Source organism: Paracidovorax cattleyae, assembly GCF_900104515.1.
GTDB lineage: Bacteria > Pseudomonadota > Gammaproteobacteria > Burkholderiales > Burkholderiaceae_C > Paracidovorax > Paracidovorax cattleyae.
This window is the reverse complement of sequence record NZ_FNJL01000027.1, coordinates 13,609-39,361: the sequence shown is the minus strand read 5'-3', so window position 1 is coordinate 39,361 and position 25,753 is coordinate 13,609. Positions and strand designations below refer to the sequence as shown.

Annotated in this window: 22 protein-coding genes; 6 read left to right on the top strand and 16 right to left on the bottom strand. The window is 69.5% G+C overall.

The window, feature by feature from the left end:
- Positions 1 to 84: 84 nt before the first annotated feature.
- Positions 85 to 1,206: an ABC transporter substrate-binding protein gene (locus BLR05_RS19350; RefSeq protein ID WP_092837555.1), complete on the bottom strand. Its 1,122-nt coding sequence runs from the start codon at positions 1,204 to 1,206 to the stop codon at positions 85 to 87.
- Positions 1,207 to 1,437: 231 nt separating this feature from the next.
- On the opposite strand from BLR05_RS19350, the gene uvrA reads away from it, so the two are divergent.
- Positions 1,438 to 7,299 (top strand): excinuclease ABC subunit UvrA, encoded by a 5,862-nt coding sequence (uvrA, locus tag BLR05_RS19345; protein ID WP_092837552.1) that lies wholly within the window; start codon positions 1,438 to 1,440, stop codon positions 7,297 to 7,299.
- Between the two features lie 3 nt (positions 7,300 to 7,302).
- On the opposite strand, the gene BLR05_RS27295 is transcribed toward uvrA, so the two are convergent.
- The 6 genes from BLR05_RS27295 to BLR05_RS19315 form a co-directional block, all read right to left on the bottom strand.
- Entirely contained in the window at positions 7,303 to 7,659 is a 357-nt protein-coding gene (locus BLR05_RS27295; RefSeq protein WP_230681581.1) for a hypothetical protein, read from the bottom strand.
- 582 nt (positions 7,660 to 8,241) lie between these two features.
- Positions 8,242 to 9,111: a hypothetical protein gene (locus BLR05_RS19335; RefSeq protein ID WP_092837666.1), complete on the bottom strand. Its 870-nt coding sequence runs from the start codon at positions 9,109 to 9,111 to the stop codon at positions 8,242 to 8,244.
- Between the two features lie 112 nt (positions 9,112 to 9,223).
- Complete coding sequence (locus tag BLR05_RS19330) at positions 9,224 to 9,577, bottom strand: hypothetical protein (protein WP_225979004.1); 354 nt, start codon at positions 9,575 to 9,577, stop codon at positions 9,224 to 9,226.
- Between the two features lie 95 nt (positions 9,578 to 9,672).
- Positions 9,673 to 10,125 (bottom strand): hypothetical protein, encoded by a 453-nt coding sequence (locus BLR05_RS19325; RefSeq protein WP_167361302.1) that lies wholly within the window; start codon positions 10,123 to 10,125, stop codon positions 9,673 to 9,675.
- Positions 10,126 to 10,261: 136 nt separating this feature from the next.
- A complete protein-coding gene (locus BLR05_RS19320; protein ID WP_225979003.1) occupies positions 10,262 to 10,603 on the bottom strand; it encodes a hypothetical protein in 342 nt (113 codons plus the stop codon).
- Positions 10,604 to 10,647: 44 nt separating this feature from the next.
- Entirely contained in the window at positions 10,648 to 11,538 is an 891-nt protein-coding gene (locus BLR05_RS19315; protein WP_092837543.1) for a DUF6402 family protein, read from the bottom strand.
- A gap of 574 nt (positions 11,539 to 12,112) precedes the next feature.
- On the opposite strand from BLR05_RS19315, the gene BLR05_RS19310 reads away from it, so the two are divergent.
- From BLR05_RS19310 to BLR05_RS19300, 3 genes are all read left to right on the top strand, one after another.
- The gene (locus tag BLR05_RS19310; RefSeq protein WP_092837540.1) at positions 12,113 to 13,486 is read left to right on the top strand and encodes an aspartate aminotransferase family protein; all 1,374 of its coding nucleotides are present in this window, start codon (positions 12,113 to 12,115) and stop codon (positions 13,484 to 13,486) included.
- Between the two features lie 139 nt (positions 13,487 to 13,625).
- Complete coding sequence (locus tag BLR05_RS19305; protein WP_092837537.1) at positions 13,626 to 14,693, top strand: GNAT family N-acetyltransferase; 1,068 nt, start codon at positions 13,626 to 13,628, stop codon at positions 14,691 to 14,693.
- Entirely contained in the window at positions 14,690 to 15,598 is a 909-nt protein-coding gene (locus BLR05_RS19300; protein ID WP_092837534.1) for an arginase family protein, read from the top strand. The genes BLR05_RS19305 and BLR05_RS19300 overlap by 4 nt, the downstream gene beginning before the upstream one ends.
- Positions 15,599 to 15,623: 25 nt before the next feature.
- On the opposite strand, the gene BLR05_RS19295 is transcribed toward BLR05_RS19300, so the two are convergent.
- Genes BLR05_RS19295 through BLR05_RS19255 form a run of 9 tightly spaced genes read right to left on the bottom strand, consistent with a single transcriptional unit; the run spans position 15,624 to position 23,653 of the window.
- Positions 15,624 to 16,862: a DegT/DnrJ/EryC1/StrS family aminotransferase gene (locus BLR05_RS19295; protein WP_092837531.1), complete on the bottom strand. Its 1,239-nt coding sequence runs from the start codon at positions 16,860 to 16,862 to the stop codon at positions 15,624 to 15,626.
- Positions 16,852 to 17,265, bottom strand: coding sequence for an EamA family transporter (locus BLR05_RS19290; protein WP_092837528.1), 414 nt, complete (start codon positions 17,263 to 17,265; stop codon positions 16,852 to 16,854). The genes BLR05_RS19295 and BLR05_RS19290 overlap by 11 nt, the downstream gene beginning before the upstream one ends.
- Before the next feature lie 4 nt (positions 17,266 to 17,269).
- Entirely contained in the window at positions 17,270 to 17,656 is a 387-nt protein-coding gene (locus BLR05_RS19285; protein ID WP_092837525.1) for a DMT family transporter, read from the bottom strand.
- The gene (locus BLR05_RS19280) at positions 17,653 to 18,570 is read right to left on the bottom strand and encodes an alpha/beta hydrolase (RefSeq protein WP_192883952.1); all 918 of its coding nucleotides are present in this window, start codon (positions 18,568 to 18,570) and stop codon (positions 17,653 to 17,655) included. Before BLR05_RS19280 ends, BLR05_RS19285 begins: the two co-directional genes overlap by 4 nt.
- 26 nt (positions 18,571 to 18,596) lie before the next feature.
- Positions 18,597 to 19,346, bottom strand: coding sequence for an MtnX-like HAD-IB family phosphatase (locus BLR05_RS19275; protein ID WP_092837657.1), 750 nt, complete (start codon positions 19,344 to 19,346; stop codon positions 18,597 to 18,599).
- Between the two features lie 5 nt (positions 19,347 to 19,351).
- Positions 19,352 to 20,323: an HlyD family secretion protein gene (locus BLR05_RS19270; RefSeq protein WP_092837522.1), complete on the bottom strand. Its 972-nt coding sequence runs from the start codon at positions 20,321 to 20,323 to the stop codon at positions 19,352 to 19,354.
- Positions 20,320 to 21,066, bottom strand: a complete 747-nt coding sequence (locus tag BLR05_RS19265; protein ID WP_092837519.1) for an ABC transporter ATP-binding protein — start codon at positions 21,064 to 21,066, stop codon at positions 20,320 to 20,322. Before BLR05_RS19265 ends, BLR05_RS19270 begins: the two co-directional genes overlap by 4 nt.
- Positions 21,063 to 22,199, bottom strand: a complete 1,137-nt coding sequence (locus BLR05_RS19260; protein ID WP_092837517.1) for an FtsX-like permease family protein — start codon at positions 22,197 to 22,199, stop codon at positions 21,063 to 21,065. The genes BLR05_RS19265 and BLR05_RS19260 overlap by 4 nt, the downstream gene beginning before the upstream one ends.
- Positions 22,196 to 23,653, bottom strand: coding sequence for an efflux transporter outer membrane subunit (locus BLR05_RS19255; RefSeq protein ID WP_092837514.1), 1,458 nt, complete (start codon positions 23,651 to 23,653; stop codon positions 22,196 to 22,198). Before BLR05_RS19255 ends, BLR05_RS19260 begins: the two co-directional genes overlap by 4 nt.
- A 179-nt stretch (positions 23,654 to 23,832) precedes the next feature.
- Here BLR05_RS19255 and BLR05_RS19250 point away from each other — a divergent pair, with 179 nt between their 5' ends.
- Together BLR05_RS19250 and BLR05_RS19245 are read left to right on the top strand one after the other, a co-directional pair.
- Entirely contained in the window at positions 23,833 to 24,579 is a 747-nt protein-coding gene (locus tag BLR05_RS19250; RefSeq protein WP_092837651.1) for a response regulator, read from the top strand.
- Positions 24,563 to 25,747, top strand: coding sequence for a sensor histidine kinase (locus tag BLR05_RS19245; RefSeq protein ID WP_167361301.1), 1,185 nt, complete (start codon positions 24,563 to 24,565; stop codon positions 25,745 to 25,747). Before BLR05_RS19250 ends, BLR05_RS19245 begins: the two co-directional genes overlap by 17 nt.
- Positions 25,748 to 25,753 lie beyond the last annotated feature (6 nt).

The window sequence follows — 25,753 nt, the reverse complement described above, 5'->3', positions numbered from 1 at the left end:
GCGCCTGTGCCACCCTGGCGCCCCAGTGAAAAAGCCCGCATCGCGGGCTTTTTGCATGGTGGGCCTGCAGGCCCTGCGTGGCCATCAGCGGCGGAACTTGCCGTCGGTGCCGATGATGGACAGGTCGGCGAAATCCAGGCCCGTGTGGTCTTCGGGACTGAAGTTGACCTCCAGGCCGCCGATGTCGAATTTCTGGATGCCCTCCAGCGCCGCCTGCAGGCGTTCGCGCGTGGGCCTGGCGCCCGCGCGGCGCAATCCTTCCACCAGCACCTTGGCGGCCGCCATGCCCTCGAGCATGGCGGGGCTCACCTCCTTGCCCTGGGCCTTGGCCAGGTCGTGCGCTTCGCGCACCAGCGTGTAGTTCGTCGCCCGTTCGTTCGGGAACACCTGCGTGACGATGACGCCGCGCGCATTCGCGCCCAGGCTCCTGGCGAACCCGGACGATGCGTTGTTGGAGAGCGTGACGAGCTGGGCGCTCGAACCGGCTGCCCGGAAGGCGGCGTAGCCTTCGGCCGTCGCGGCCCCCGATGCGACCATGAGCACCGCCTGGGCCCGGGCCTGCACGAGCTTGGGCGCGATGGCGGAAAAGTCGGGCCTGGTCCGGTCGAATCGCTCCTGCAGCACGGGCTTGAGCTTCGCAACCTCGAAGCCCTTGAGCGCGCCCGCCAGTCCGTCGGCGCCGAAGCTGTCGTCGGTGATGACCACCGCGATCCGGGAAATGCCCATCGACGCCAGGTGGGTGATGGCTTTCTCGGCCTCGCGCTGGTAGGGAGCGCGGACGTTGAAGACGTGGCGGCGCACGGGGCGGTGCAGCACCATCGCGCCCGTGGAGGGGGCCACGAGCGGAACGTCGTATTTGTCGAGCAGGGGGATGATGGCTTCCGTGTGGGGCGTGCCGCGGGTGAGGAACATCGCGAGCACGTTCTGCTCTTCGATGAGCTTGCGCGCGTTGGTGAGCGTCTGGGCGGGATCGAACCTGTCGTCGAGCGAGATGAGCTCGATCTTCTGCCCGTTCACGCCGCCCCGCGCGTTCACCGCGTCCATGTAGAGCTTCGCGCCTTCGGTGGTTTCCTGCACGCCGGACGACACCGGGCCGGTGAAGCCTGCCGTCTGGCCCACCAGCAGCTGGCTCCAGGCCGCAGGGGAGAAGAGGGAGGCGGCCGCGAGGGCCAGGGCGCCGCCGGTGGTCTGCCAGGAATGGGCCATGATGGGGAAATCTCCGGAAAGGGCGTGGGTTGCTGCAGAGCAAAAGGTCCGCGGAAGATGCCCGAACGCTGCCATGGTGACAAGGGGTGACAACCCTGGGCGGATGGGATTGCCATGCGGGCGCGGTTGTCAATGGGCGGAACCACCCCATATGGATAAGCCACTCTCCGACTCCGGACGGCCATCTTCCTTTCCTAGAATGGCCCGCCTCCCCTCCGAAAGCTCCTCCCGATGACCCAGGGCCTGATCCGCATCCATGGCGCGCGCCAGCACAATCTGAAGAACCTGGATGTCGACATCCGCACGGGCGAACTCACCGTGGTGACCGGCCCCAGCGGTTCGGGCAAGTCCAGCCTGGTGTTCGACACGCTCTACGCGGAAGGCCAGCGCCGCTACGTGGAAACCTTCAGCGCCTACGCGCGCCAGTTCCTCGACCGGATGGACAAGCCGGCCGTGGACAAGGTGGAGGGCGTGCCCCCGGCCATTGCCATCGACCAGACCAATCCGGTGCGCTCCTCCCGCTCGACCGTGGGCACGATGACGGAGATCAACGACCACCTGAAGCTGCTGTTCGCGCGTGCGGCCCAGTTGTTCGACCGGCAGACGGCGCAGCCGGTGCGCCACGACACGCCGGACACCATCTATGCCGAACTCCTGCGCCGCTGCGCGGAGGCGGGCGACCCGCGCGTGGTGCTGACCTTCCCGGTCGAGCTGCCGGCGGACACCTCCGCCGAGCAGGTGGAGCAGTGGCTGTCCGCCAGCGGCTTCACGAAGGTGCAGGCCGAGCGTGAAGTCGGCACGCCGACCGGGCCCCGGAAAGTGCTGGATGTGGTGGCCGACCGGTTCCGGCTCGGCAATGCAGAGCGCGCCCGCGTGGTCGAGGCCATCGAGGTGGCGATCAAGCGCGGCGCCGGGCGGCTGAACGTCTATCGCCTGCAGGAAGACGGCGAACCCGAGCTGTGGCGCTTTTCCACCGGGCTGCACTGCCCGGACAGCGATCTGCGCTATGCCGAGCCCATCCCGTCGATGTTCTCGTTCAATTCCGCCGTGGGCGCCTGCGAGTCCTGCCGCGGCTTCGGGCGCGTGATCGGCGTGGACTACGGCCTGGTGATTCCCAACGACCGGCTGACGCTGCGCGCCGGCGCGATCAAGACCATCCAGACCCCGGCCTGGAAGGAGGCGCAGGACGACCTCATGCGCCACGCGGAGGCCGCGGGCATCCCGCGCGACACGCCCTGGTACAAGCTCACGGAAGAGCAGAAGCGCTGGGTGATCGACGGCACGCCGGGCTACAAGGACGGCAACTGGAACAAGCAGTGGTATGGCATCCGGAGGTTCTTCGAGTACCTGGAGAGCAAGGCCTACAAGATGCACATCCGGGTGCTGCTGTCCAAGTATCGCAGCTACACGCCGTGCCCGACCTGCGGCGGCGCGCGCCTGAAGACCGAGAGCCTGCTGTGGCGCGTGGGCAGCAAGGACGACGCCGATGCGGTGCTCGAACCGTCCCGGCGCTTCATGCCGCAGGGCGTGGCCTGGAACCGTGCCCAGCTGGAGGCCCTGCCCGGGCTCACCCTGCACGACCTGATGCTGCTGCCCATCGAGCGGCTGCGCCGCTTCTTCGCGCGCATGGCGCTGCCGGAAGGCGACGCCGGCGCCGGAGGCGATGCGCAGGCCCTGAAGCTGCTGCACGAGGAAATCACCACGCGCCTGAAGTACCTGTGCGACGTGGGCATCGGCTACCTCACGCTGGACCGGCAGAGCCGCACGCTGTCCGGCGGCGAGGTGCAGCGCATCAACCTGACCACCGCGCTGGGCACCTCGCTGGTGAACACGCTCTTCGTGCTGGACGAGCCCAGCATCGGCCTGCACCCGCGCGACATGCACCGCATCACCGAGGCGATGCTGCGCCTGCGCGATGCGGGCAATACGCTGGTGGTGGTGGAGCACGACCCGGCCGTGATGCTGGCGGCCGACCGGATGATCGACATGGGCCCGGGCCCGGGCGAGCGCGGCGGGCAGATCGTGTTCGACGGCACCACTGCCGACCTGCGCCGCTCCGACACCCTGACGGGCGTGTACCTGGGCGGGCGGCGGCAGATCGGCGCGGGCGTGAAGCGCATGGTGGCGGCGTCCACACCGCGCCTGATCCTGGAGGGCGCGCGCGAGCACAACCTCCGCGACGTGTCGGTGGAGTTCCCGCTGCAGCGGCTGGTGACCGTCACGGGCGTGTCGGGATCCGGCAAATCTACCCTGATCCAGGACGTGCTCGCACCGGCACTGCTGCGGCATTTCGGCAAGGCGACCGAGTCGCCCGGCGTGCACGACCGGCTGCTGGGCGCCGAGCAACTGGGCGACGTGGTGTTCGTCGATCAGTCTCCCATCGGCAAGACGGCGCGCTCCAATCCCGTGAGCTATGTCGGCGCCTGGGACGCCATCCGCGAGCTGTTTGCCGTGGCGCCCCTGGCGCGCCAGCGCGGCTACACCGCGGCCAAGTTCAGCTTCAACTCGGGCGACGGGCGCTGCCCGACCTGCGGCGGCTCGGGCTTCGAGCATGTGGAGATGCAGTTCCTCTCCGACGTCTATCTGCGCTGCCCCGACTGCGACGGCAAGCGCTACCGGCCGGAGATCCTGGAAGTGACGATCGAGCGCGGTGGCCGCGCGGTCAACGTGGCCGACGTGCTGGCACTCACCGTGAGCGAAGCGGCGCAGGCTTTCGCGCAGGACCGCGACGTGATCCGCGCGCTGCAGCCCATCGTCGATGTGGGGCTGGAATACGTGAAGCTCGGCCAGCCCGTGCCCACGCTCTCGGGCGGCGAGGCGCAGCGGCTCAAGCTCGCGGGATTCCTGGCCGAGGCCGCCAGGAGCGCCAGCAGCAGCCGCCAGCCACTCGCGAAGAAGGGCACGCTGTTCCTGTTCGACGAGCCCACCACGGGCCTGCACTTCGACGACATCGCCAAGCTCATGCGCGCGCTGCGCAAGCTGCTCGATGCCGGGCATTCGCTGATCGTGATCGAGCACAACCTGGACGTGATCCGCGCCAGCGACTGGCTGATCGACCTGGGCCCCGAGGGCGGGGACGGCGGCGGGCTGGTGGTGGCCGAAGGCACGCCCGAGGACATGCACCAGCATCCTACGTCGCACACCGGCGCCGCCCTGCGCGACTACGAGCTGGCGCTGGGCGAGGGTGGCCATTCGGTGCACGAGAAAGCCGCGGCGCTGCGCAGGCAGCAGCGCGGCGCGCAGGCGGAGCAGGGCATGGCGGGCAGGAACGCCATCGAGATCGTGAACGCCAAGGAGCACAATCTCAAGAACCTGTCGGTGGACATTCCGCGCGGCAAGTTCAATGTGGTGACCGGCGTGTCGGGCTCGGGCAAGTCCACGCTGGCCTTCGACATCCTGTTCAATGAAGGGCAGCGCCGCTACCTGGAATCGCTCAACGCCTATGCCCGCAGCATCGTGCAGCCGGCCGGCCGGCCCGAGGTGGACGCGGTCTATGGCATTCCGCCCACGGTGGCGATCGAGCAGCGCCTGTCGCGCGGCGGCCGCAAGAGCACGGTGGGCACGACCACCGAGGTCTGGCACTTCCTGCGCCTGCTGTACGTGAAACTGGGCGTGCAGCACTGCATCCACGACGGCGCTCCGGTGCAGCCTACGAGCGCCGACAACATCGCCGCGCAGCTGCTCACGCACTTCAAGGGCCAGCACATCGGGCTGCTGGCGCCGCTGGTGGTCAACCGCAAGGGCGTCTATACCGAACTGGCCGATTGGGCGCGCCCGCGCGGTTACACGCATTTGCGGGTGGACGGCAATTTCCTGCCGACCACGGGTTTTCCGCGCATCGACCGCTTCAAGGAACACACCATCGAGCTGCCCGTGGCCAGCCTGGACGTGGCGCCTGCGCAGGAGTCCGAATTGCGCGCCGCGCTGGCCCGCGCGCTGGACCTGGGCAAGGGTGTGGTCCACGTGCTGAGCGGCCTCGCCGGCCTGAAGGAGGCCATGGCCGCGGGGCAGTCCACCGCCGGCATCGGCACGCTGCAGGCGTTCTCGACCAAGCGCGCCTGCCCGGTGTGCGCCACCAGCTATGCCGAGCTGGACCCGCGACTCTTCTCGTACAACAGCAAGCACGGCTGGTGCCCCGACTGCGTGGGCACGGGCGTGAAGATCACCAGGGAGCAGCGCAAGGTCTTCGACGATTCGGTGCAGGACGACAAGGACCGGGGCCGCGAGCAGACCTTCGCCGAACCCGAGGCCGAGGACGTGGCCGACACCGTGTGCCCCAGCTGCCAGGGCACGCGCCTCAACCCGGTGGCGCGGGCCGTGCTGTTCGCCGGCACGCCGGTGACCGAGGTGGCCCGCCTGTCGGTGGCGGAGGTGCGGCAATGGATCGACGGCCTTCAGCTCTCGGGCCGCGAGGCCGAGATCGCCCGCGACCTGGTGCCGGAAATCAGGAGCCGGCTCGAGTTCCTGGAAGAAGTGGGCCTGTCCTACCTCACGCTGGACCGGGGAGCGCCCACGCTCTCGGGCGGCGAGGCGCAGCGCATCCGCCTGGCCGCGCAACTGGGCAGCAACCTGCAGGGCGTGTGCTACGTGCTGGACGAGCCCACCATCGGCCTGCATGCGCGCGACAACCAGGTCCTGCTGAACGCCCTGCACAAGCTGGGCGACAAGGGCAACACCCTGGTGGTGGTGGAGCACGACGAGGACACCATCCGCCGCGCCGACCACATCATCGACATCGGACCCAGCGCAGGCAAGCGCGGCGGGCGGCTGGTGGCGCAGGGCAGCGTGGCCGACATCCAGGCCGCCGAGGATTCGCAGACCGGCCGCTATCTGCTGCACGCCATGCGCCACCCGCTGCAGGCGCGGCGTGGCATGCAGCCCGCCGATGTGGACGCCGAAACCGTGGCGCCGGCCCGGCCGGCCGATGCACCCACGGGCCGCCAGAGCGCCGCAGCCAGGAAGCGGGCCGCGCAGGCCGCGGCCCTGCAAGCCGCTGCGCTGGAGGATGCGAGAGCGCGCGCCGCCATCCGCTGGCTGACGGTGCGCGGCGCAAGCCTGCACAACCTGCAGAACGTGACGGCCACCGTGCCGCTGCATCGCCTCGTGGCCGTCACGGGCGTGAGCGGATCGGGCAAATCGACCCTGGCGAGGGACGTGCTGCTGGCCAATGTGCAGGCCTGGGTGCAGCAGCGCTCCACCAAGGCCGGGCGTGACGCCATGGACTCCGGCAAGGCGCCGCCGCTGGTCGGCTGCACGGGACTGGCGGGTTTCGAGTCGGTGGACCGGGTGCTGGAGGTGGACCAGACCCCCATCGGCAAGACGCCGCGCAGCTGCCCGGCCACCTATATCGGTTTCTGGGACACCATCCGCAAGCTTTTCGCAGAAACGCTGGAGGCGAAGGCCCGCGGCTATGGGGCCGGGCGCTTTTCCTTCAACACGGGCGAGGGCCGCTGCCCGGTCTGCGAAGGCCAGGGGATCCGCACCATCGCCATGAGCTTCCTGCCGGACGTGAAGGTACCCTGCGAGGCCTGCCATGGCGCGCGCTTCAACCCCGAGACGCTGGCCGTGACCTGGCGCGGCAGGAGCATCGGCGACGTGCTGCAGATGGAAGTGGACGAGGCGGTGGAGTTCTTCGCCAGCATGCCCAGCATCGCGCATCCGCTGCAGTTGCTGAAGGACGTGGGCCTGGGCTACCTCACGCTGGGCCAGCCCAGCCCGACGCTGTCGGGTGGCGAGGCGCAGCGGATCAAGCTGGTGACAGAGCTGACCAAGGTGCGCGACGAGGTCGGGCGCCGTGGCCAGAAGGCGCCGCACACCCTCTACGTGCTGGACGAGCCCACCGTGGGCCTGCACATGGCCGATGTCCACAAGCTCATCCGCGTGCTGCACCGGCTGGTCGATGGCGGCCACAGCGTGGTGGTGATCGAGCACGACCTCGACGTGATCGCCGAGGCCGACTGGATCATCGACCTGGGGCCCGAAGGCGGCAAGGACGGCGGCCGCATCGTGGCCGCCGCCACGCCCGAGGAGGTGGTGCGCCTGGGCACCCACACGGGCCGTGCGATCGCGCCCGTGCTGGCGCGCGGCGGCTAGGGCTCAGCGGCCCGGGTTCACCACCTCGGGGTTGCGCAGGGCCTCGTCGATGTGCTGGAGGTATTCCTGCGCCTTGGGGTTGGCAGGGGTGGCATCGCCCGAGACGTAGTAAGGCAGGCCCTGCTTCAGGCCGCCATGGTCGGCGATGCGTTGCGCCATGTTGGACGCCGCCATCCGCAGCTGCACGGTCACGCTCTTCTCGTATTGCTCGGAGGACACCTTCTGGCCGCCGACGCGGCTGTTGCCGGGGCCGTCGGCCGACCACTCACTCGCGGCCATCCAGGAACCTGCGGGAAATCTGGCCCAGGCCGATCGAGTGTTCTTCTCGCCGGCGCGGTCGAGGTCGCCCTCGTGCTGCATCGCCTTGCGGAAGCCCTGGGTGAAGGCCCCCGATTCCGAATGCAGAGGCCGTATTCCTTGGCGGTCTCGTCCACCGCACGGCCGAAGTCGGCCTGGGTCCGGACCTTGGCGTCCTGTTGCTGCTCGTCGCCGCGCAGCACGGGCAGGAATCTGGGGTGGACCTGTGCCTCGGCCTCGTCCACGCTCTTGGATCCGAGGTCGCCCGTTGCCGCAGGCTGCGCGGCGCTGGACGGGCTGCCGCCACTACCACCGCCATTGCCACCGCTGCGGGTGCCTTCGCCCGAGGCCGGGCCGCCGCCCTGTTCCGAGGGTTGTGGCGAGGGCGTCTGGCATGCTTGGACAGCTTCCGGAGCAGGCCTTCGAGCAGTGCCGTCAGTACCTGCGCGAGCAGGGTCTGGGCGCCGGCGGGGTCCCGCGCGCCAGGCGCCTGGACGCCCTGGAGCCGCGAGGAGCAGATCGATGAAATAGCCAGGAATGCAGTTCCTTCCAATGTCGGGAATTGCACGCTCGCCACGGCCCGGAGCGTGCGGGACGCGCTGCCCGAAAGACTCCGCGGACATGCGAAGCCGCCATGCCCGCGCATCAGGCAAAGGCGTCGATACGCCCGGCGCGGATCGCGTCGAGCATGCGCCGGTACAGCGCCATCGTGCGCTCGTAGGCCCCGGGACGGTCCCGCAGCACGGCCCGCACATGCTCCTGCCGGCTCGCGGTGCATTCGAAACCGTTGGCGCAGCGGGCCAGCAGGTCCCAGTCGGTGGCCTGCGTGCAGTCCAGGCCCAGTCCGCACGGCAGCAGGTAGAAGGCGAGTTCCATCGTGTCGTCCTGCGACTGCGGAAAGAAGACACCCTCGAACCGGTAGCCGCGCATGCCCGAGCCCGCGTCGGTGCGGACCGCGAGGCGCGTGGCGACGTCCTGCACGAGCAGCGGGTCGCCGGCCGCCAGCAGGTCGGACAGCAGGGATTGGCGCCGGTCGGGGGCCTGGTAGGCGGATTTGCCCGCACGCAGGGCCATGGCCAGCAAGGGATCCTTGCGGCGCAGGCCGTCCGCGGCGAGCCGGACGATGCGCCGGTCGCCCGTGTCCTCTGCCGAGAGGCCCGCGCACCGCTGGCGCAGGGTCTCTGCCGCCGCGCGGGCCGCGCTGGAGGCCGGGCCGGGTGCCGCAGCCCCGGTTCCCGCGATGCCATGGCACCGGCGCAGCGCCTGCACGGCATAGAACACGCCCCCCGCCTCAGGCTGCGAAAGCGCATGGCGGACGAATCCGTCCAGGCGGCCAGCCCGGTTGTATTCCCGGAGCAGGTCCGCGGACAGGGGGCGGGCCGCCTGGGCGGCTTCGGCAGCCTCGCGGGTGCCGGAGGATTCCTCGGCCGTGCCCGGTCGCAGGAAGCCCAGTCCCGCCGCGAGCAGCAACAGGGCGGTGCCCCCCAGCATCCAGGAAGAAGTACGCAGATTCATGGTGCTCCATTGGAGGGTGAACGAGGGCGCGGGCGGGCATGCGGCGCGAAGCGGCGTGCGCGTTTCCGAGTTTGCGGAAGCGCTCTGGGCGATGGTGGGTGCGCTCCGCGCGCTATCGGGGTGCATCGGGGCGGAAATTCCGGCCCAGGATGCCTTCGCATGCGGCGCAGTAGAAGTAGCGTGTAGTGCCCTGCTGTTCCAGGGCACCCCAGCCGGTGGCCGCATCGAGCGACAGCGTTCCCTTGCCGCCCTGCCGGAACTGCACCTCCGCCGAGGCTTCGCAGTCCGCCAGGTCGATGCCACGCCGGTATTCCTCCGCCGTGCCCTCGATGGCGTGGTTCCAGAAGTGGCGCACACGTGCGGCGTCGATACGCATGTCGGAACAGTCGGCATCGCTGCCTTGGGTTCCGTGGGCATGGGGCCCGGGGATGGTGATGCGCTGCAATGGCGTCTGTGCCGCGGTCATGGTGCCCGGCTCCGTTGCCGCCGGGCTGGCCGCTGATGGCGCCATTTGGGAGGCCGCAAGAAGCGCGAGCAGCAGGTGGACAGCGTGCCGCTGCCTCATTTCGCCGCCCCTGCGACGAAGCCAGGAGCCAGGATGCCTTCGCATGCAGCGCAGCGGAAATAGCGCGTGGCGCCTTTCCATTCCAGGACTCCCCATCCCGTGGCGCCATGGAGGCGCAGCACGCCGCGTGCCCCTTTGCGCAGATGCAGCCGTGGGGAAGCAGTACAGTCCGCCAGATCGAAGTCGCGCTGGAAGTCGGAGGCGGGGCCCTCCACGGCATGGTCCCAGAAGTAACGAACGCGCGGCTCGTCGATGACCCGATCGGAGCAGTCGGCATCGCTGCCGGGTGAAGGTTCCACGGCGCGTGGCAGGGTGATGGCACCCAGGGGGCCGATGGACCGGGACGGGGGTGCGGCGTTCATGGGCTGCGCAGAAGCGCCTGCATGGACCAGCACCAGGAAGCAGAGCGAGGCACTGCGCAGGTTCAGGCCGGATTGCATCATTGCCATGCCGCAGTAGCGGCTTCCGTGCGGTTCTTGTGGCTTGGCGATAGGCGTTCGATTTCGAGATGGCCGGCGTCCGGTGGGTCTCATCGGTCAGGTGCTGGAGCGAGAGCATTTGAGGAAAGCGTGGGCGCGTTGACGGTCAGCGTGGGCAACTGGCAGTTGCCGGACACTCTGCCGGTATGTTTTCGAACACCACACTGCTACCAACCACTACGGCATGTGCAGGAGGATCGGTCCACCAGTGAAGTGTGCCGTTCATCCAGAGATCGACAATCTCACTCTCGCCCAATAGGGTTTCAGGCTGGATGCGGTACAGCCTTACAAATGAAGGAATCTTCATTTTGTAGTGCGCGATGCGTTGGATGGGTGAAACGTCATAGTATTCGACGCGATAAACATTCATTGGGCTTGTTTCTGAGCCTTTGAAGACGGGCTTGCTGGCATACCAAACGAAAACTGTCAGCCCAAGGGCGACGACCATCCAGAGTGTCCGAGTCCCCATTTTTTTGCTGTTTCTTGCCATTGTCAAATTTCGAACTTTTGCGGAAATGGCAGGCGCACACGATGCACATCGGATAAGACCATGAAATCTCCGCCGTGCTGATTTTTCGTACGCCATTTCTGGAAATCTGAATTTTGCACCAAGTATTTACGTTCAGCCGCTGTGTCGGGTGAGATATCCGCGATCTCGTCTTCAATATTGATGCCACCTCTTAAAGAGGTATTGCATTCAACCCCATTGAATCCCCAGCATCCCAGGGGTTGAGAAATAAAATTGTTGCCGTCCTGGAAATCGTAGGAATCACGCAGATAGAAGCCCAGTTCATCAACTTCAATCGATGCCTTTTTGTTTTCCGTAGATGTCACAATGCCAGAGACTGCAATCTTTATCTGGGCCTCACCCATGGCGCCATAGAAGTCGTCCATGGGGTCTCCCATCTTCCCAAAAAGCAGGAAATTCACTTGGCAAGAATCATCCAGTTCCTTGGCGGGAAGTCCCAGATTGCCGAATCGCCAGCACTGGCCGGCATGCGCTGGTGCGGCACGATCCACTCTCACTTTTAGCTGCTTGATTCCCGCGGGACTGGACCACGTCGTCTGCAACTGTTGCATCGCCGTACGGACCCTGTTGAATTGAAGGGCCCAAGACATGTTGACCAAAGACTCATCGAGGTGAGCTTGGCTCAAATTTTTTAACGGATATATTCCACGACTTTCCTTCATTTCTGCAGGCATCGCAAATGGTGCTCCTTTAAACCATCTTTCCATCAAGCTGGCAGCCACAGGCCATCCAAGCCTTGAGCGCATGACATTCGGAATGTCTCGTAACTGGAAAATTCTTGTTTGGTAAGTTGGTTCTTTTTTCTTTGAACTGCCGCTGATTGATGACAGCGTGTCTTGTAATATGTCGATCACAAAAATCCCTCTTATTTATTAATTTGAGTGCCGTGGAAATGTATTGCGACTGGTCTAGTCGTCAGGCTGTAGCTGCTTGAGCGTCGTCATGAGGTTGTGCTGTGTGTGTTTTGGATTTTCGATACGGGAAATATCTCGGCTCTTTGGCCGAAGGATAATTCGGTAAAAATCTTTAAAAAGCACAGTCCGAAGGTGGCGCACGCTGTTCTGGCGATACGCGCTGTGCCCAGGGAAAGCAAAAATACGGCGGCTTGATGTACCACGATTTCGAGCGCCCTTGTTCTATTCTCTTGACGTGCTGCGCAGTGGATGTGCGCTTCGCATCACCACAACCTTGCGGCAGGTGTTCAGCATGTGTTGCCCCTCCTCGGCGCGAAATCTAATGTCCCACGGCCGGGCATGCTGTAAGAAAGGGTTGCCCGCGGCCGAGCCGCGTTCCGCCTGTGCCGGCCGCCGCCTCCCCACGCGTTCTCCACCATCTGCACAAATCGCACACAAACGCTCGATAGTCGATCAAGGTTGGCTGCGCAGACTCGCGCCCATTCTTCCTTCCTCGTTCCGGATTTTTCCCTCCATGACCATCGACGCTGCCCAGCTCCTCGCGGACGAAGCCAAGTATTGCTCCTTCGGCGATACCGTCCACTACGTGAACCCGCCCAAGATCTTCACGGGCTGCGACGGCAGCTACATGCAGGACGACAACGGCACGCAGTACCTCGATCTGCAGATGTGGTATTCGGCCGTGAACTTCGGCTACAAGAACAAGCGGCTCGAAGCCAAGATGATCGAGCAGCTGCAGGCGCTGCCCCAGGTCGCCAGCCAGTACCTGCACCCGACCAAGATCGAGCTGGCCAAGTTCATCGCCGAAGACGCCAGGCGCAAGTGGGGCAACGACGGCCGCGTGCATTTCAACGTGGGCGGCGCCCAGGCCATCGAGGATTCGCTGAAGGTGGTGCGCAACGCCAGCAACGGCAAGAGCCTGATGTTCGCCTTCGAGGGCGGCTACCACGGCCGCACGCTGGGCGCGTCCAGCATCACCTCCAGCTACCGCTACCGCCGCCGTTTCGGCCACTTCGCCGACCGCGCGCAGTTCATTCCGTTCCCCTATCCGTTCCGCCGCCCCAAGGGCATGACGGCCGAGGAGTATTCGGACCAGATCGTGCGCGAGTTCGCCCGCAAGTTCGAGAACGAATACCACGCCGTCTGGGATCCCAAGACCAACCAGTGCGAGTACGCAGCCTTCTACGTCGAGCCCATCCAGGGCACGGGCGGCTACGTCGTGCCGCCGCCGAACTTCTTCAAGGGCCTCAAGAAGGTGCTGGACGACCACGGCATCCTGATGGTGGTCGATGAGATCCAGATGGGCTTCTGGCGCACCGGCACGCTGTGGTCGGTGGAGAACTTCGGCATCAAGCCCGACGTGCTGGTGTTCGCGAAGGCGCTGACCAACGGCCTCAATGCCCTGTCCGGCCTGTGGGCGCGCGAAGAGCTGATCAACCCGAAGATCTTCCCCCCGGGCTCCACCCACTCCACCTTCGCTTCCAACCCGCTGGGTACGGCCCTGGGCCTGGAAGTGATGAAGATGACGCACGAGATCGACTTCGGCAAGCAGGTGCGCGAATCCGGCGCCTACTTCCTCGAAGGCCTGAAGGAGCTGCAGAAGCGCCACAAGGAAATCGGCGACGTGGACGGCCTGGGCCTGGCGCTGCGCGCCGAGATCTGCACCGAGGACGGTTTCACGCCCAACAAGGCGCTGCTCGACAAGATGGTGGACATCGGCCTGGAGGGCAGCCTGGAGTACCAGGGCCAGAAGCGCGGCCTGGTGCTGGACGTGGGCGGTTACTACAAGAACGTGATCACCTTCGCGCCGTCGCTGATGATCTCGCGCCCCGAGATCGACGAGGCGATGGTACTGCTGGACCAGCTCCTGACCCGCGCGAAAAAGTGAGCCAACCCCCCGAGCAGCTTCGCCGCTCCCCCCTTCTCTCGCTTCGCGGGAAGGGGGGCGACGCCAGCGCGGCGGGGCGGCCCTTGCGCGGCGTCTGCGCCACTGGAACGCGCCCGGTTTCTGGCGCTTCAGCGATACCATGAGCTGGCGCAACCGGCTGGAGCCGGAGTCGCTCGTGGCGCATGTCGGCGCGCATCCGCCGGAAGGGTTCGCATGGCTGCAGGGGTTGCCGGTGCCGGTGTTCTCGGCGCCGTTCGACCTGCTGACGACGGCGGACGACGGGTTCAAGGCGCGGCTGCGCGGCTGGCCGCTGTTCGGTCGCTGGTCGCGGTGGCTGCGCGTGCGCACGGCCTTCGCGGGCACCACGGTGACGGAATACGCCCCGCTGCCGCAGGGCCTCGCGCCGGAGGCGGTCGCCGCGGCGCTGCGCACCGGCCCCGGCCGTGATTTCGCGCTGGTGATCGCGAAGGATCTTCCGCAGGATTCGCCACTGCTCCCGGACGAGGACAACGCCTATGCCCAGGCGCTTGCCGAGGCCTGCGTGCGGCAAGGCTTCGTGCTGGTCGAGGGCCAGGCGCTGGCCTACGTGCCCATCGACTTCGCACACCTGGACGAGTATCTGGCGCGCCTGTCCTCCAGCCGCCGCAGCAATCTGCGGCGCAAGCTGCGCAGCCGGTCGCAGTTGCGGATCGAGCGCGTGCCCACGGGCGATGCCTATGCCGACGACGCGCGGGTGGATGCCTGCTATGCGCTCTACGAGGCCGTGCATGCGCAGAGCGAGGTGCATTTCGACCGGCTGACCCGGGATTTCTTCGCCGCGCTGCTGCGCGACGGGGGCGGCGGCGGCATCGTCTTCGAGTACCGCCACGCCGATACCAGCGCGCTGCTGGGATGGAACCTCTGCTACGAGCACGCAGGGCGCCTCGTGGACAAGTACATCGGCCTGTCCTACCCCGCCGCGCGCGAGGTCAACCTGTATTTCGTGAGCTGGATGGTCAATCTGGAATATGCGCTCGAGCGGGGCCTGACCCATTACATCGCGGGCTGGACCGATCCCGAGGTCAAGCGCAGCCTGGGCGCGCGCTTCACCTGGACGCGGCACGCGGTCTATGTGCGCAACCCCCTGCTGCGCGCGCTGGCCCGGCGTTTCTCGGGCCACTTCGAGAGCGACCGGCGCTGGAAGGAAAGCGTGGAGGACGCGGCATGAACGGCGCGTCGCGGCCCCCGGTAGTGCTCGACGTGGACGGCTCCGTGGGCACGCTGCCCGGCGAGGTCCGGCTGCCGCTGGCGCCGGCGTGGCAGGAGCGCATCCGCTTCGGCTGCGGCATGGGCACGATGCGCGCGTTCCGGCAGGCGCTGGAGCTGGCCATGCCGCCGGTGGCGGCGCACGGCACGGTGTTCATGGGCAGTGGCGACTTCCACCACCTGAGCTGGCCGCTCATCGAGCGCTGCATCGCCGCCCACGGCTTCTCCGCGGCGCAGCCGCTGCGGGTGGTGGTGCTGGACAACCACCCGGACAACATGCGCTTTCCCTTCGGGGTGCACTGCGGATCCTGGGTGCGGCGGGTGGCGCTGCTGCCCCAGGTCTCTCATGTCCACGTGGTGGGCATTACCTCGGGCGACATCGGCACGGGCCATGCGTGGGAGAACTACATCGCGCCGCTGCGCGCGGGCCGGCTGACGTACTGGAGCAGCGGCGTGGACACGCGCTGGGCGCGCTGGCTGGGCATCGCGGACCGGTTCCGCGCATTCCCCGATGCGGACGCCCTGGTCGGAGAACTGGCGCGCATGCTCGAGCGGCAGCGGGTGCCTACGTATTTCAGCGTGGACAAGGATGTGTTTTCCCCGCGCGTGGTGCGCACGAACTGGGACCAGGGCACGCTGGAGACGCGGCATGCCGCGGCGGTGATCGCCGGCCTGCGCAACTGCGTCGTGGCCAGCGACGTGACGGGCGACGTTTCCACCCACCGCTACGCCACGGCGTGGAAGCGGTGGCTGAGCGCTGGCGACGGACAGCAGACCGGCACGGAGCACGCCGACCTGCCGGCCTGGCAGGCTGCGCAGGCCGCGTTCAACATGTGGCTGCTCGGCATGCTTGAGACGGACGGCTGACGGTGCGTGGATCCAGCGGGCCGGCTCATCCACCGGTCTGCACCACCTGCTGCAGCACCGCGCAGATCCGGTCGAAGCCGGCGTCGTCCAGCCAGGGGCTGTTGCCGACGGCGAGCACGCGCGCCGCGAAATCCCGGGCGTGTGGCCAGCGCCCTTGCGGGCCCGGTGCGACGTGCCGCGCATAGCGCGGGTAGTCGGGCAACGCATGCACGAAGGGCAGGCTCACGCCCAGGCCCCGGCCCCACAGCGCGGCGATGGCGGCCTCGCGGCGTGTGGCGTCGGGTAGCAGCACCAGCAGCGTGGGCCAGGTGCCCTGCGCGCCCTGAACGGCGCGGCTGTCCTCGATCACCTGCAGTTCAGGAACGCGCTCGCGCAGGGAAGCCATGCGGTGCCGTGCCCGTACCTCGCCCTCGGCCAGCCAGGCGGGCAGGCGGGCCAGTGCGCGCACGCCCACGGCGCGGCGCCAGCGGCCGACCTGGTGCAGCGGTATGGCATCGTCGAAATCGTCGCCCGCCGCGGCGACGCGGTCGCCCTGGGCCAGTGCCCGGCGCAGCGGCAGGCCATAAGCCAGCGGCAGGGCGACCGGACGGTAGAGCGCGGCATAGCCCAGCAGCTCGGCGCTGCGGCGCAGCTCCCAACCCCGGCGCCAGGGAGCCACCGTGCAGGCGGCGCGCACGCAGGCCGCACGCAGGGCGGGGTCGGCCACCACCAGCGCGCCGCCTTCGTAGATCGTGAGGCCCTTGCCCACGGCCATGCTGAAGAACACCATGTCGCTGCCCGTGGTGCCGATGCAGGTGCCACCCTGCTCCCGTGCGCCCAGGGCCTGGGCCGCGTCCTCGATGACGCGGGCGCCGGCTGCATGGGCGATGGCGCGTACCGGGGCCACGTCGGTCACGCGGCCCGCCAGGTGGGTGGGCAGCACGGCCAGGGTGCGCGGACCGCAGAGCGCGGCCAGTGCTTCCTGGCACAGGTCCAGGCTGGCGGGCCGCAGGTCGCACACGCGCAGCCGCAGGCCGCAGTGCGCGGCCGCCAGGGCGACCAGGGGGCAGGTGTAGGCCGGGGCGATGATCTCGTCGCGCACGGGTTCTCGCTCGCGCAGGGCCGTGAGCGCCACCACCAGCGCGGCGGTGCCGGAGCATTCGATCTGCACGGCCGGCACGACCAGGAAGCGCGCCAGCGCGCCTCCCAGGTCGGCATCGCCGCCGGGCAGCAGGTCGCGCCAGCCCAGCGGCAGGCCGGCGGTGGGTGGCGCCTCAGGCACCATGGGGCGAGGGCGGGGGATCGGCTGGCGGCGCCTGCTCCTCGGCCTCGCTGCGGGCCAGGCAGGCGATGCCGGCGGCGATGAGCGCGGCGCCCAGCAGCTGCGGCCAGCCGATGGGCTCATTGAACAGGACGGCCGAGAGCGCCAGCACGGAAACGACCTCGAGGTGCGATGCCGCAAAAGCCGGGCCGATGGGCGCGTGCTCCAGCAGCGTCATCCAGGTGAAGAAGGCGCCCACGTAGCCCACGAAGGCGCCGTAGATCCAGGGCTGGCCGAACACCCGTGCCAGCCAGGCGCTGGAGAACTCCAGTGGCAGCGCGTGTTCGCCCGCCACCTTGAAGCTGATCTGCGCGAGCGTGTCGAAGGCGACCAGGACGAGAAAGCCGATGGCGTAGAAGCGTCGCATGGCGTCACCCCTTCAGGCCGACGACGGCCACGCCCGCAGACACCAGCAGGATGCCTGCCACCCGCATCGGCGAGAGCTTTTCGCGGAACAGGAAGCGCCCGGCGATCATCACGGCCACGATGTTGATCGAGCCCAGCAGCACGCCGTCGGACAGCGGCACGAGGGAAAGAAACGCCAGCCAGACCAGGAATTCTGCCACGTAGCAGCCGATGCCGACCCAGATCCAGGGCCGGCGAGCCATCCAGATCCAGCGTGCCAGGCCGCTGCCCGCGCGCGGGTCGGCCGTGGCGGCTGCCTTGAAGGCCAGCTGCCCACCCGTGTCCACCAGCATGTTCAGCAACCACAGCAGGGCCACCAGCGGCGTGATGCCGCCGCCGTCCGTTGGCGTCATGGCGCAGCGCCTTCCTGGCGCCATGGCTCCTGCTGCCGCTGTTGCGCGACCGCCTCCGCGAAGGCCACCGTGCGCGCGAGCACCGTGCGGCGGTCGCGGTCGATGGTGATCATGTGGTAGCTGTCGTCCAGCAGCACCAGCTCCACCGGGGCGTGGCGCACGCCGCGCACGATGTCCTGGGCGTTGCCTGCCGCGGCGATGTCGTCGTTGCGGGCGTGCATCACCAGGCAGGGCGCGCGCACCGCGCCCAGGTTGCGCCGCACGTGGGCGGAGAGCGCCCGCAGCTCGATCACCGACCACCAGGGGTTGCCCGGCAGCCCGGCGGCCGCGCTGTCGCCCGAATGCATCTGCGACACCACGCGCTCGCGCAAGGCCTCGTCCTTGATGCCGTAGGGCGGCGCTTCCATGAAGACGCTGCGGCGGCCGATGCCGAGGGCCCGGAACAGCGGCAGCAGGAAGTCCAGGCGCGTATAGGCCGGCATGCTCCAGCCGTCGTAGCGGAAGGTGGTGGAGAGCGCCACCACGCCGGCCACCTGCCGCGGCCGATCAATGGCCAGGGCCAGCGCCAGCAGCGCGCCCATGGACAGGCCGCAGGCGACGATCGGCTGCCCGGTGAGCTGCATGAGCCGGTCCGCGCCGCGCCGGGCGCTGGCCACCCAGTCCTGCCAGCGCGTGGCGATCAGGTCGTCCTGCGTGCCGCAGTGGCCAGCGAGCTGCACGGCGAGCACGGTGAAGCCTGCTCGGTGCAGGCCTTTGGCGAGCAGCCGCATCTCGTTGGGCGTGCCGGTGAGGCCGTGGATCAGCAGGACCCCGGTGGTGGCGAGCGGTCCGTGGCCCTCCAGCAGGTACTCGTGCTCGGTGCCATGGAGGGGCGCGGGGGCGGCGGCGGGGTGGGCCAGGGCGCTGTCGTCCATGGCGCGCAGGGTCGCTGCGGCCGCGTTCATGCCACCTCCAGCTGGCGCGGTGCCAGTGCGTCGAGGTGGTGCAGCAGGTCCAGCGTATCGGAGAAGTCGCCGAACGGAGCATGGGCGATGCCGCGGCTCTCGCAGTGGGCGATGAGCTTGTACTTGGCGAAGACGAAGTCGGCGCGGCCGGAGACGCAGAAGTCCGACGTGCTGTCGCCCACGAACAGCACCCGCCCGTGCAGGGTGCGCTGCTCGGCCAGGCGCTCGCACTTGCAGTTGCCGCTGGCGCGTGCGCAGCTGCTGCTGGCCCAGGGCGACTCCAGGCGCCACTGGCGCGGGCCGGCCTGCACGAGGCGGTTGGCGATCACGGGCAGTCCGTCCAGTCCGTTGCGGGCCAGCACGGACTGGATGGCGTAGTCGATGCCGTCGCTCACCACCTGCACCGGCATGCCCAGCGTCCGGGCCTCGCGCACGAAGGCGGCGAAATGCGGATCGACCTCGATGGTCTCCAGGTGGGCGTCGAGTTCGGCGCGGTCCATGTCCAGCAGCGCGACCTGGCCCTTCATGCACTCGCGCGAACCGATCTCGCCGCGCTCCCAGGCGTCTTCCAGCGCCTGCCAGCCGGGCTGGCCGAAGCGCTGCAGCAGGGAGTCGGTAACGTCCTGCGTGCTGATGGTGCCGTCGAAGTCGCACTGGACGATCCAGCCCGCGGGGGGCGCCGCGAAGTCCCGGGCGGGAAAGGACGAACGTTGGAGCGAGGACAGGGGAAAGGACGCAGTCTTCATGGGGATCATTCCTGCTTCAGGGGAAGAAAGCTCACGCGCACGGTCTGCCCGGGGCGTGCTTCCGGAGGGCTGTCGAACTCGAGCACGCATTCCACGACCCGCAGCGGGCCGCGCTGGGCGTCCTCCTGCAGCCGCGAGGTGCCGAGCACGGGGCTGATGCGCACCACCCGCGCGGCGGGCAGGGCCGCGGGGGTGACGTCGCCATCGGTCGTGACGGAGGCGCGCATCCCCGGCTTCACCGAGGCCGCGTAGCTCTGGTTGATTTCGGCCCGAACCACCAGCGGCCTGTTCGGCAGCAGCGTGATGGCGGCATGGCTGCCGGACGCCGTGGCGAACCGCAGGCCGGCCTGGGTGCGTACGTGGACCACCGTGCCGTCCTCGGGAGCGCGCAGTTCGAGGCGGGCCTGCTGGCCGCGAACCTGGGCGAGCTTCCTGCGGGCCACCTCGGCCTCCGCGTGTGCCACGGCGGCATCGGATTCGGCGGTGCGCAGGGCCTGGGCGGCGTCCTCGGCGCGCTGCGGCTCGGCGGCGTTGGCGGCGGCGGCTTCGGCGAGCCGGGCGGCGGTGCGGCGCAGCGCCGGCACCTGCTGGGCGCGTGCGCGTTCGCGCGCTTCCGCCAGCTGCAGCTCCGCCTGCGCCACGTCGGCCTCGGCCTGCAGGCCGGTGCCGGACAGGCGCAGCAGCACCTGCCCGCGCTTCACGGCCTGGCCTTCATGCACGGAGACGGTGTCCACCAGGCCCTCCTGCTGGGGCGAGAGTTCGAGCAGGCCGCCCTGCACCTCGATGCGGCCGCGGGCGACGGCCACGCCGTTGGCTGCGCCAGCGGCCGGTGCGGATGCGGGCGCCTCGGGCGCGGGCATCTGCGCGGGGGTGCCACGGTCGGTGCAGGCCGCGAGCCAGGCCAGGGCCAGGGCGGAGGCCGCGCAGGCTGCGCCGCGCACGGTGCGCGGCCCTATGGGAAGGGAGATGCGTTTCATGGGGTGATGGCGTCCGGCTGGCGCCAGTCGCTGCGGATGGCACCGTCTTCCATGCCGAGCACGCGATCGGCATGGCGGACGAGGCGCGGGTCGTGGCTCACGCACAGCACGGTGGTGCCGTGGGCGCGTGCGATGCGGTGGAGGATGTCGATGACGCGCTGGCCGCTGTCGGCATCCAGTGCGCTGGTGGGTTCGTCGGCGAAGAGCAGCTGGGGCGACTTGGCGATGGCGCGGGCGATGGCCACGCGCTGCTTCTCGCCCCCGGACAGCTGGGCCGGGCGCATGTGCGCGCGCTGCGACATGCCCACCTCGTCGAGGGCGCGCCGTGCCCGGCGCGCGCTTTCGCCGGCGTCCAGGCCCAGGTAGCCCAGGGGCAGCTGCACCTGCTCCAGGGCGGTCAGCGCGGGAAAGAGGTTGAAGCCCTGGAACACGAAGCCCGTGTGCTGCAGCCGGAAGCGCTCCAGCGCGCGCGGGCCGAGCGCTCCCAGGTCTTCCCCCAGGGCGTAGGTCTTGCCTGCGTCCGGCTGCTGCAGCCCGGACAGCAGCGAGAGCAGCGTGCTCTTGCCGCAGCCCGAAGGGCCGGAGATGAGGGTGAGCTCCCCGGGAAGGATGGACAGGGAGAGCTGGCGCAGCACCGGCACCTGCACGACGCCGGAGACGAAGGATTTCTGCAGGTCCACCGCCTGCAGGCTGGGGGCGCCGCCGGGCGGTGGCGCAGGGAAGCGGGGGGCGTGGGCGTTCATCGCAGCAGCAGGGCAGGATCGGCGGCCATGAGGCCGCGCATGGCCAGGAGGCCCGAAAACAGCGCGACGAGCGCGACCAGGCCCGCGCAGGCCAGGGCGGTGGCAGGCGTCATCGCGACCGGCACGCCCTGCGACGTGGCGAGCCACAGCAGGCCGGCGCTGGCGGCGGCGCCCAGCAGCAGGCCCAGCCCGCCGATCCAGCAGGCCTGCTCGATCACCAGCCGGCCCAGCGAGCGGCGGCTCACGCCCAGCGCGTTGAGCACGGCGTATTCACGGGCCGATCCGGCCACCACGCCCATGAGCGACTGGCTGGTGACGACCGTGCCCACGAGGCAGACGATGCCCACCATGAACAGCACGGCCACGCCCGCGCCCGTGTCCAGCAGCCAGTACAGCTGGGAGCGGCGGGCGAACTGGCGGGCCGTCCAGACCTCGAAGGGGCCGAAGCCCGGGGCCCCGGAAGAGAACCGGGCCTGCACTTCCCGGGCCTGCTCCGGCGTGCGGGTGCGGGCCACGACGTAGGTGGGCGCGGTGGCGGAACCGGTGCCCGCGATCTCGCGGGCGGTGTCGATCGACGACAGCACGTTCGCCCCGCCCAGGCCGCGCAGCCCGTCCACCGCGGCCACGACGTGGACTTCGTGCGCGTTGATCCAGGCGGTGCCGCCCACGCCGGTCCCCAGCGTGGAGAGGTCCGCCCGGTCCACGATGACGGCGCCGGGCGCCCGTAGCGCCGCACGCTGCCAGCCGGTGAGCAGGTGGGAGAACAGCATGCCGTCCGGCGCGGTGCGGATGCCCGACAGGTAGATGGACACCCCGCCGCTGCCGGCCTGCGCGCTGCGCCAGTCCGCGTCCACCCAGAGATAGGGCTCGGTGGCCACGACCGCCGGATCCATGGACAGCCGCAAATCCACGTCGCTGCCGATCGCCCGGCCGAAATTCACGCTCTGCGTGCCGGGGTAGCCGGCCCAGAGATTGGCGCCCGATGCGCGCACGTAGAGCGCCGCGCTGCCGAAGATGCCCAGCACCAGGGCGGCCTGCACCACCAGCAGCACGCACGAGAAGCCCACAGCGAACACCGCGGGCACGAACCGCCGCCACTCGTGGATCAGCGTCTTGCGGGCCAGGGCGATCATGGCGCCTCTCCGGAGGGCGCAGCAGGGCGCGCGTCCGTGCCGGCGTCCGCCCCGGCATCGGCCGGAGCGGGAGGCAGCGGCGCGCCGCCCAGTGCCTTGTACAGCGCGACGAACGCCAGCGAGCGCGCATCCTGGGCCGTGGCCCATTCGGCCTCGGCCTGCAGGGCCGCGCGCTGCGCGGCGAGCCCGTCGTATTCGCTCGCCAGCCCCAGCCGGGCCTGCACGCCGCCAGCCCGCACGCGCTCTGCCAGCGCGGGCTGCGCCTGCGCCAGGGCGTCCGCCCGGTCCTGCTGGGCCGCCAGGGCGGAGAGTGCGCCCTCGGCTTCGGCGACGGCGCTGCGCACCGTGCGCTGGTAGGACAGCGCGGCGGCCTGCAGCGCCTCCTGCTGTGCGTCCACCTGCATGCGCCGGCGCCCCCAGTCGAAGAGCGGGATATCGATGGTGGGCCCGATGGCGGGCACGTTGTCGCTGGTGGTGCGGCGGTTGCGCGTGATGTTGTAGGCGTACAGCAGCGAGCCGGTGATGGCGATGCGCGGGTACAGCTCGGAGCGGGCCATGCCCACGTCGGCGGCGGCCTTGCGCACGGCCGCTTCCGCGGCCTGCACGTCGGGGCGCGTGCGCAGCAGGTCGGCGGGCAGCGCCGTGAAGGCGAAGGGCGCAAGGGTGGGTACCCGGGCGGGGCCGGCACTCCAGGCCGGGTCCGGCGCGACGCGATCCAGCAGCACGGCCAGCGACTGGGCCGCGCGTGCGCGCGCCTGTTCGGGCTCCGCCCGGGCGGCGCGGGTGCGGGCGCGCTGCACGCCGGCCGAGGCCACCTCGTCGGTCGCGCCGGTCCAGGTGCGCCGGCGCACTTCCGCCAGCCGGGCGGCCCGTTCGTCGAGGGCCGCCTGCCGGTCGAGCAGCTGCAGCTGCCGGCGCGCGGCCTGCAGGTCCAGGTAATTGCGCACCACCTCGGCCACGACGGCGACGCGCGCGCCCTGGCCGTCGGCCACGGCCGCGTCGCGGTCCGCCGAGGCCGACTCCCGCGCGTTTTCGGCGGCGCCGAACAGGCCCAGCTCCCAGACCATGTCGATGCTGACATGGAAATAGCTGTCGGTGGCTTCGATGTCCTGCAGGGTGCGCGCGCCCGCGCCGAACGAGGGGCGGAACTGCACCGCCGCGCGTCCGGCCTGCAGGCGGGCTTCCCGCAACCGGTGGGCGGCGATCGCCAGGTCGAGGTTCTTCTGCAGCGCCTCGTCCACCAGCGCGTTGAGGACGGGGTCGTGGAAGGCCTTCCACCAGGCGTGGAACTCCGGCGCCGCGGCGCCGCCCGGCAGGGGGGCTGTCCAGGTGGCGGGCAGGCCAGGGGCCTCCGGGCGGCGGACGTCCGGTGCCGAGCAGCCGGCCAGGAACGCGATCGCCGTGGCGGCGAGGCCGAGGCGGAGCGGACGCGGAATGGGGGACGGAAGAAGCACGCGCGGCGTTACATTTGCAGGGTGGGGCCGGGGCAGAGGGTCCCGTGGCGATGGCTGGATTGGACCGTCTCAAGCTTGAGCCGCCTTGCATGGCATATGGAGGCTTCATGGAGATGCGGGGCTTTGCCCGGCAGGCCTGGCGGCGGCTGTGGATAATTCCGTACAGCACTCCCGACGCCATGAACCTTCCCGCCGCCCCGCAGGCTTCCGGTCCGCTCGTTCTCGTGGTCGAGGACGAGCCGGGCATCGCCACCATCCTCTCCGCCTACCTCCAGCGCGACGGCCTGCGCGCCCGCCAGGCCCATGATGGCCTGGAGGCCCTGCGGCTGTTCCGCCAGCTCAAGCCCGACATGGTGCTGCTGGACATCCACCTGCCCGGCATGGATGGCCTGGACCTGCTGCGTGCCATCCGCGAGGACGGCCAGACCCCGGTGATCATGGTGACGGCCCTGGCCGACGACGTGGACAAGCTCGTCGGCCTGCGGCTGGGGGCCGACGACTACGTGGTCAAGCCCTTCAGCCCGCCGGAGGTGGTCGCCCGGGTGCGCGCCGTGCTGCGGCGCGCGCAGGCCCAGCCCGCAGCCCCGGCCCGGGCCACCCAGCGCATCCGCGTGGGCCGCATCGAGATCGACCAGGAGGCGCACGCCGCCTTCGCCCATGGCGACGACGGGCGCGCCGTGCCGCTGCCCCTGACGCTGACCGAGTACCGGCTGCTGGCCTGCCTGGCGGCGCAGCCCCGGCGCTGCTTCTCCCGCAGCCACCTGATCGAGCACTGCCTTCCCGAGAGCGACGCACTGGACCGCGTGATCGACTCCCACCTTTCCAAGCTGCGCCGCAAGCTGCAGCAGGCTGGGCAGGGAGAACTCATCGAGACCGTGCGCGGCATCGGCTACCGGCTCTGGCCCGGCGATGGCGCCGCTGCCTGAGCGCCGCGCGCCGGCCGCGCAGGGGTCGCTGTTCAGCCGGGTCTGGGTGCGGTTCGGCGTGTGCATCGCCGCCACGGTGCTGGCGACGATGGCGCTGCTGGCCGCGAGCGTGATGCTGTTTTCCGAGGTGCAGTACCGCGACTTCTACCGCAGCCTGCCCTCCGACGTGCAGGTCGAGCTCGACGGCCTGCGCGACCGCGACATGGAAGACAGCCCGCGGGCGATGGAGATCTACGGCCAGTACTGGCACGGGGACCTGCTGTTCGGCGAGAAGTGGTCCCTGGTGGTGGGGCTCGTGATCTGCCTGCCCATCGGCCTCGTGGTGGGGTTCTGGGTTTCGCGCATCGTGACGCTGCCGCTGGCATCGATGGCCGAGGTGGCGTCCCACGTGGCGATGGGGGATTTCTCGGTGCGTGCCCAGCCGGGCCGCTACCACGACGAAATGGCGGAAATGGTCCGGCATTTCAACCAGATGATCGACGCGCTCGAGCGCTCGGCCAGGGAGCGGCGCGCCCATGCGGCCTCCATTTCGCACGAGTTGCGCACGCCGCTCACGGTGCTGCGCGCGCGCCTGCATGCGATCTGCGACGGCGTGATCGAGGCCGATGCCGAAGAGTCCCGCGCGCTGCTGGAACAGGTCGAGTACCTGGGGCGGCTGGTGGGCGACCTGCACACGCTGTCCATGGCGGAGGCGGACCAGCTGTCGCTGGAAACCCGTGCGGTGGACCTGTCCGAGCTGGTGCGCGATGCGGTGGCGCTGCATGCGCAGCGCATCGAGGACCATGGCGTGGCACTGGCGCTGCGGCTGCCCCCTGCCCAGGGGCCCCACGCCATGGTGGATCCGGACCGCATGCGCCAGATCCTGTTCAACCTCGTCGAGAACGTGCTGCGCCATGCGGCGGCGGGGAGCTGGATGGAGGTCGAGGTGGCCGGGGAGGGCGACCGCGCCGTGCTGCGCGTGAGCGACGCGGGCCCCGGCATGCCGGCGCGCCTGCTGGAGCGGCCCTTCGAGCGCTTCCCCCACGAGCCCGGGCGTCGGGGCGAAGGCTCCGGCCTGGGCCTGTCCATCGTGAAGGCCCTGGTGCAGCGCCAGGGCGGCAGCGTGCGGGTGGAGAACCGCCCCGAGGGCGGTGCACGCTTCACCGTGGAATTCCCGGCCATCGATTGATCCGTG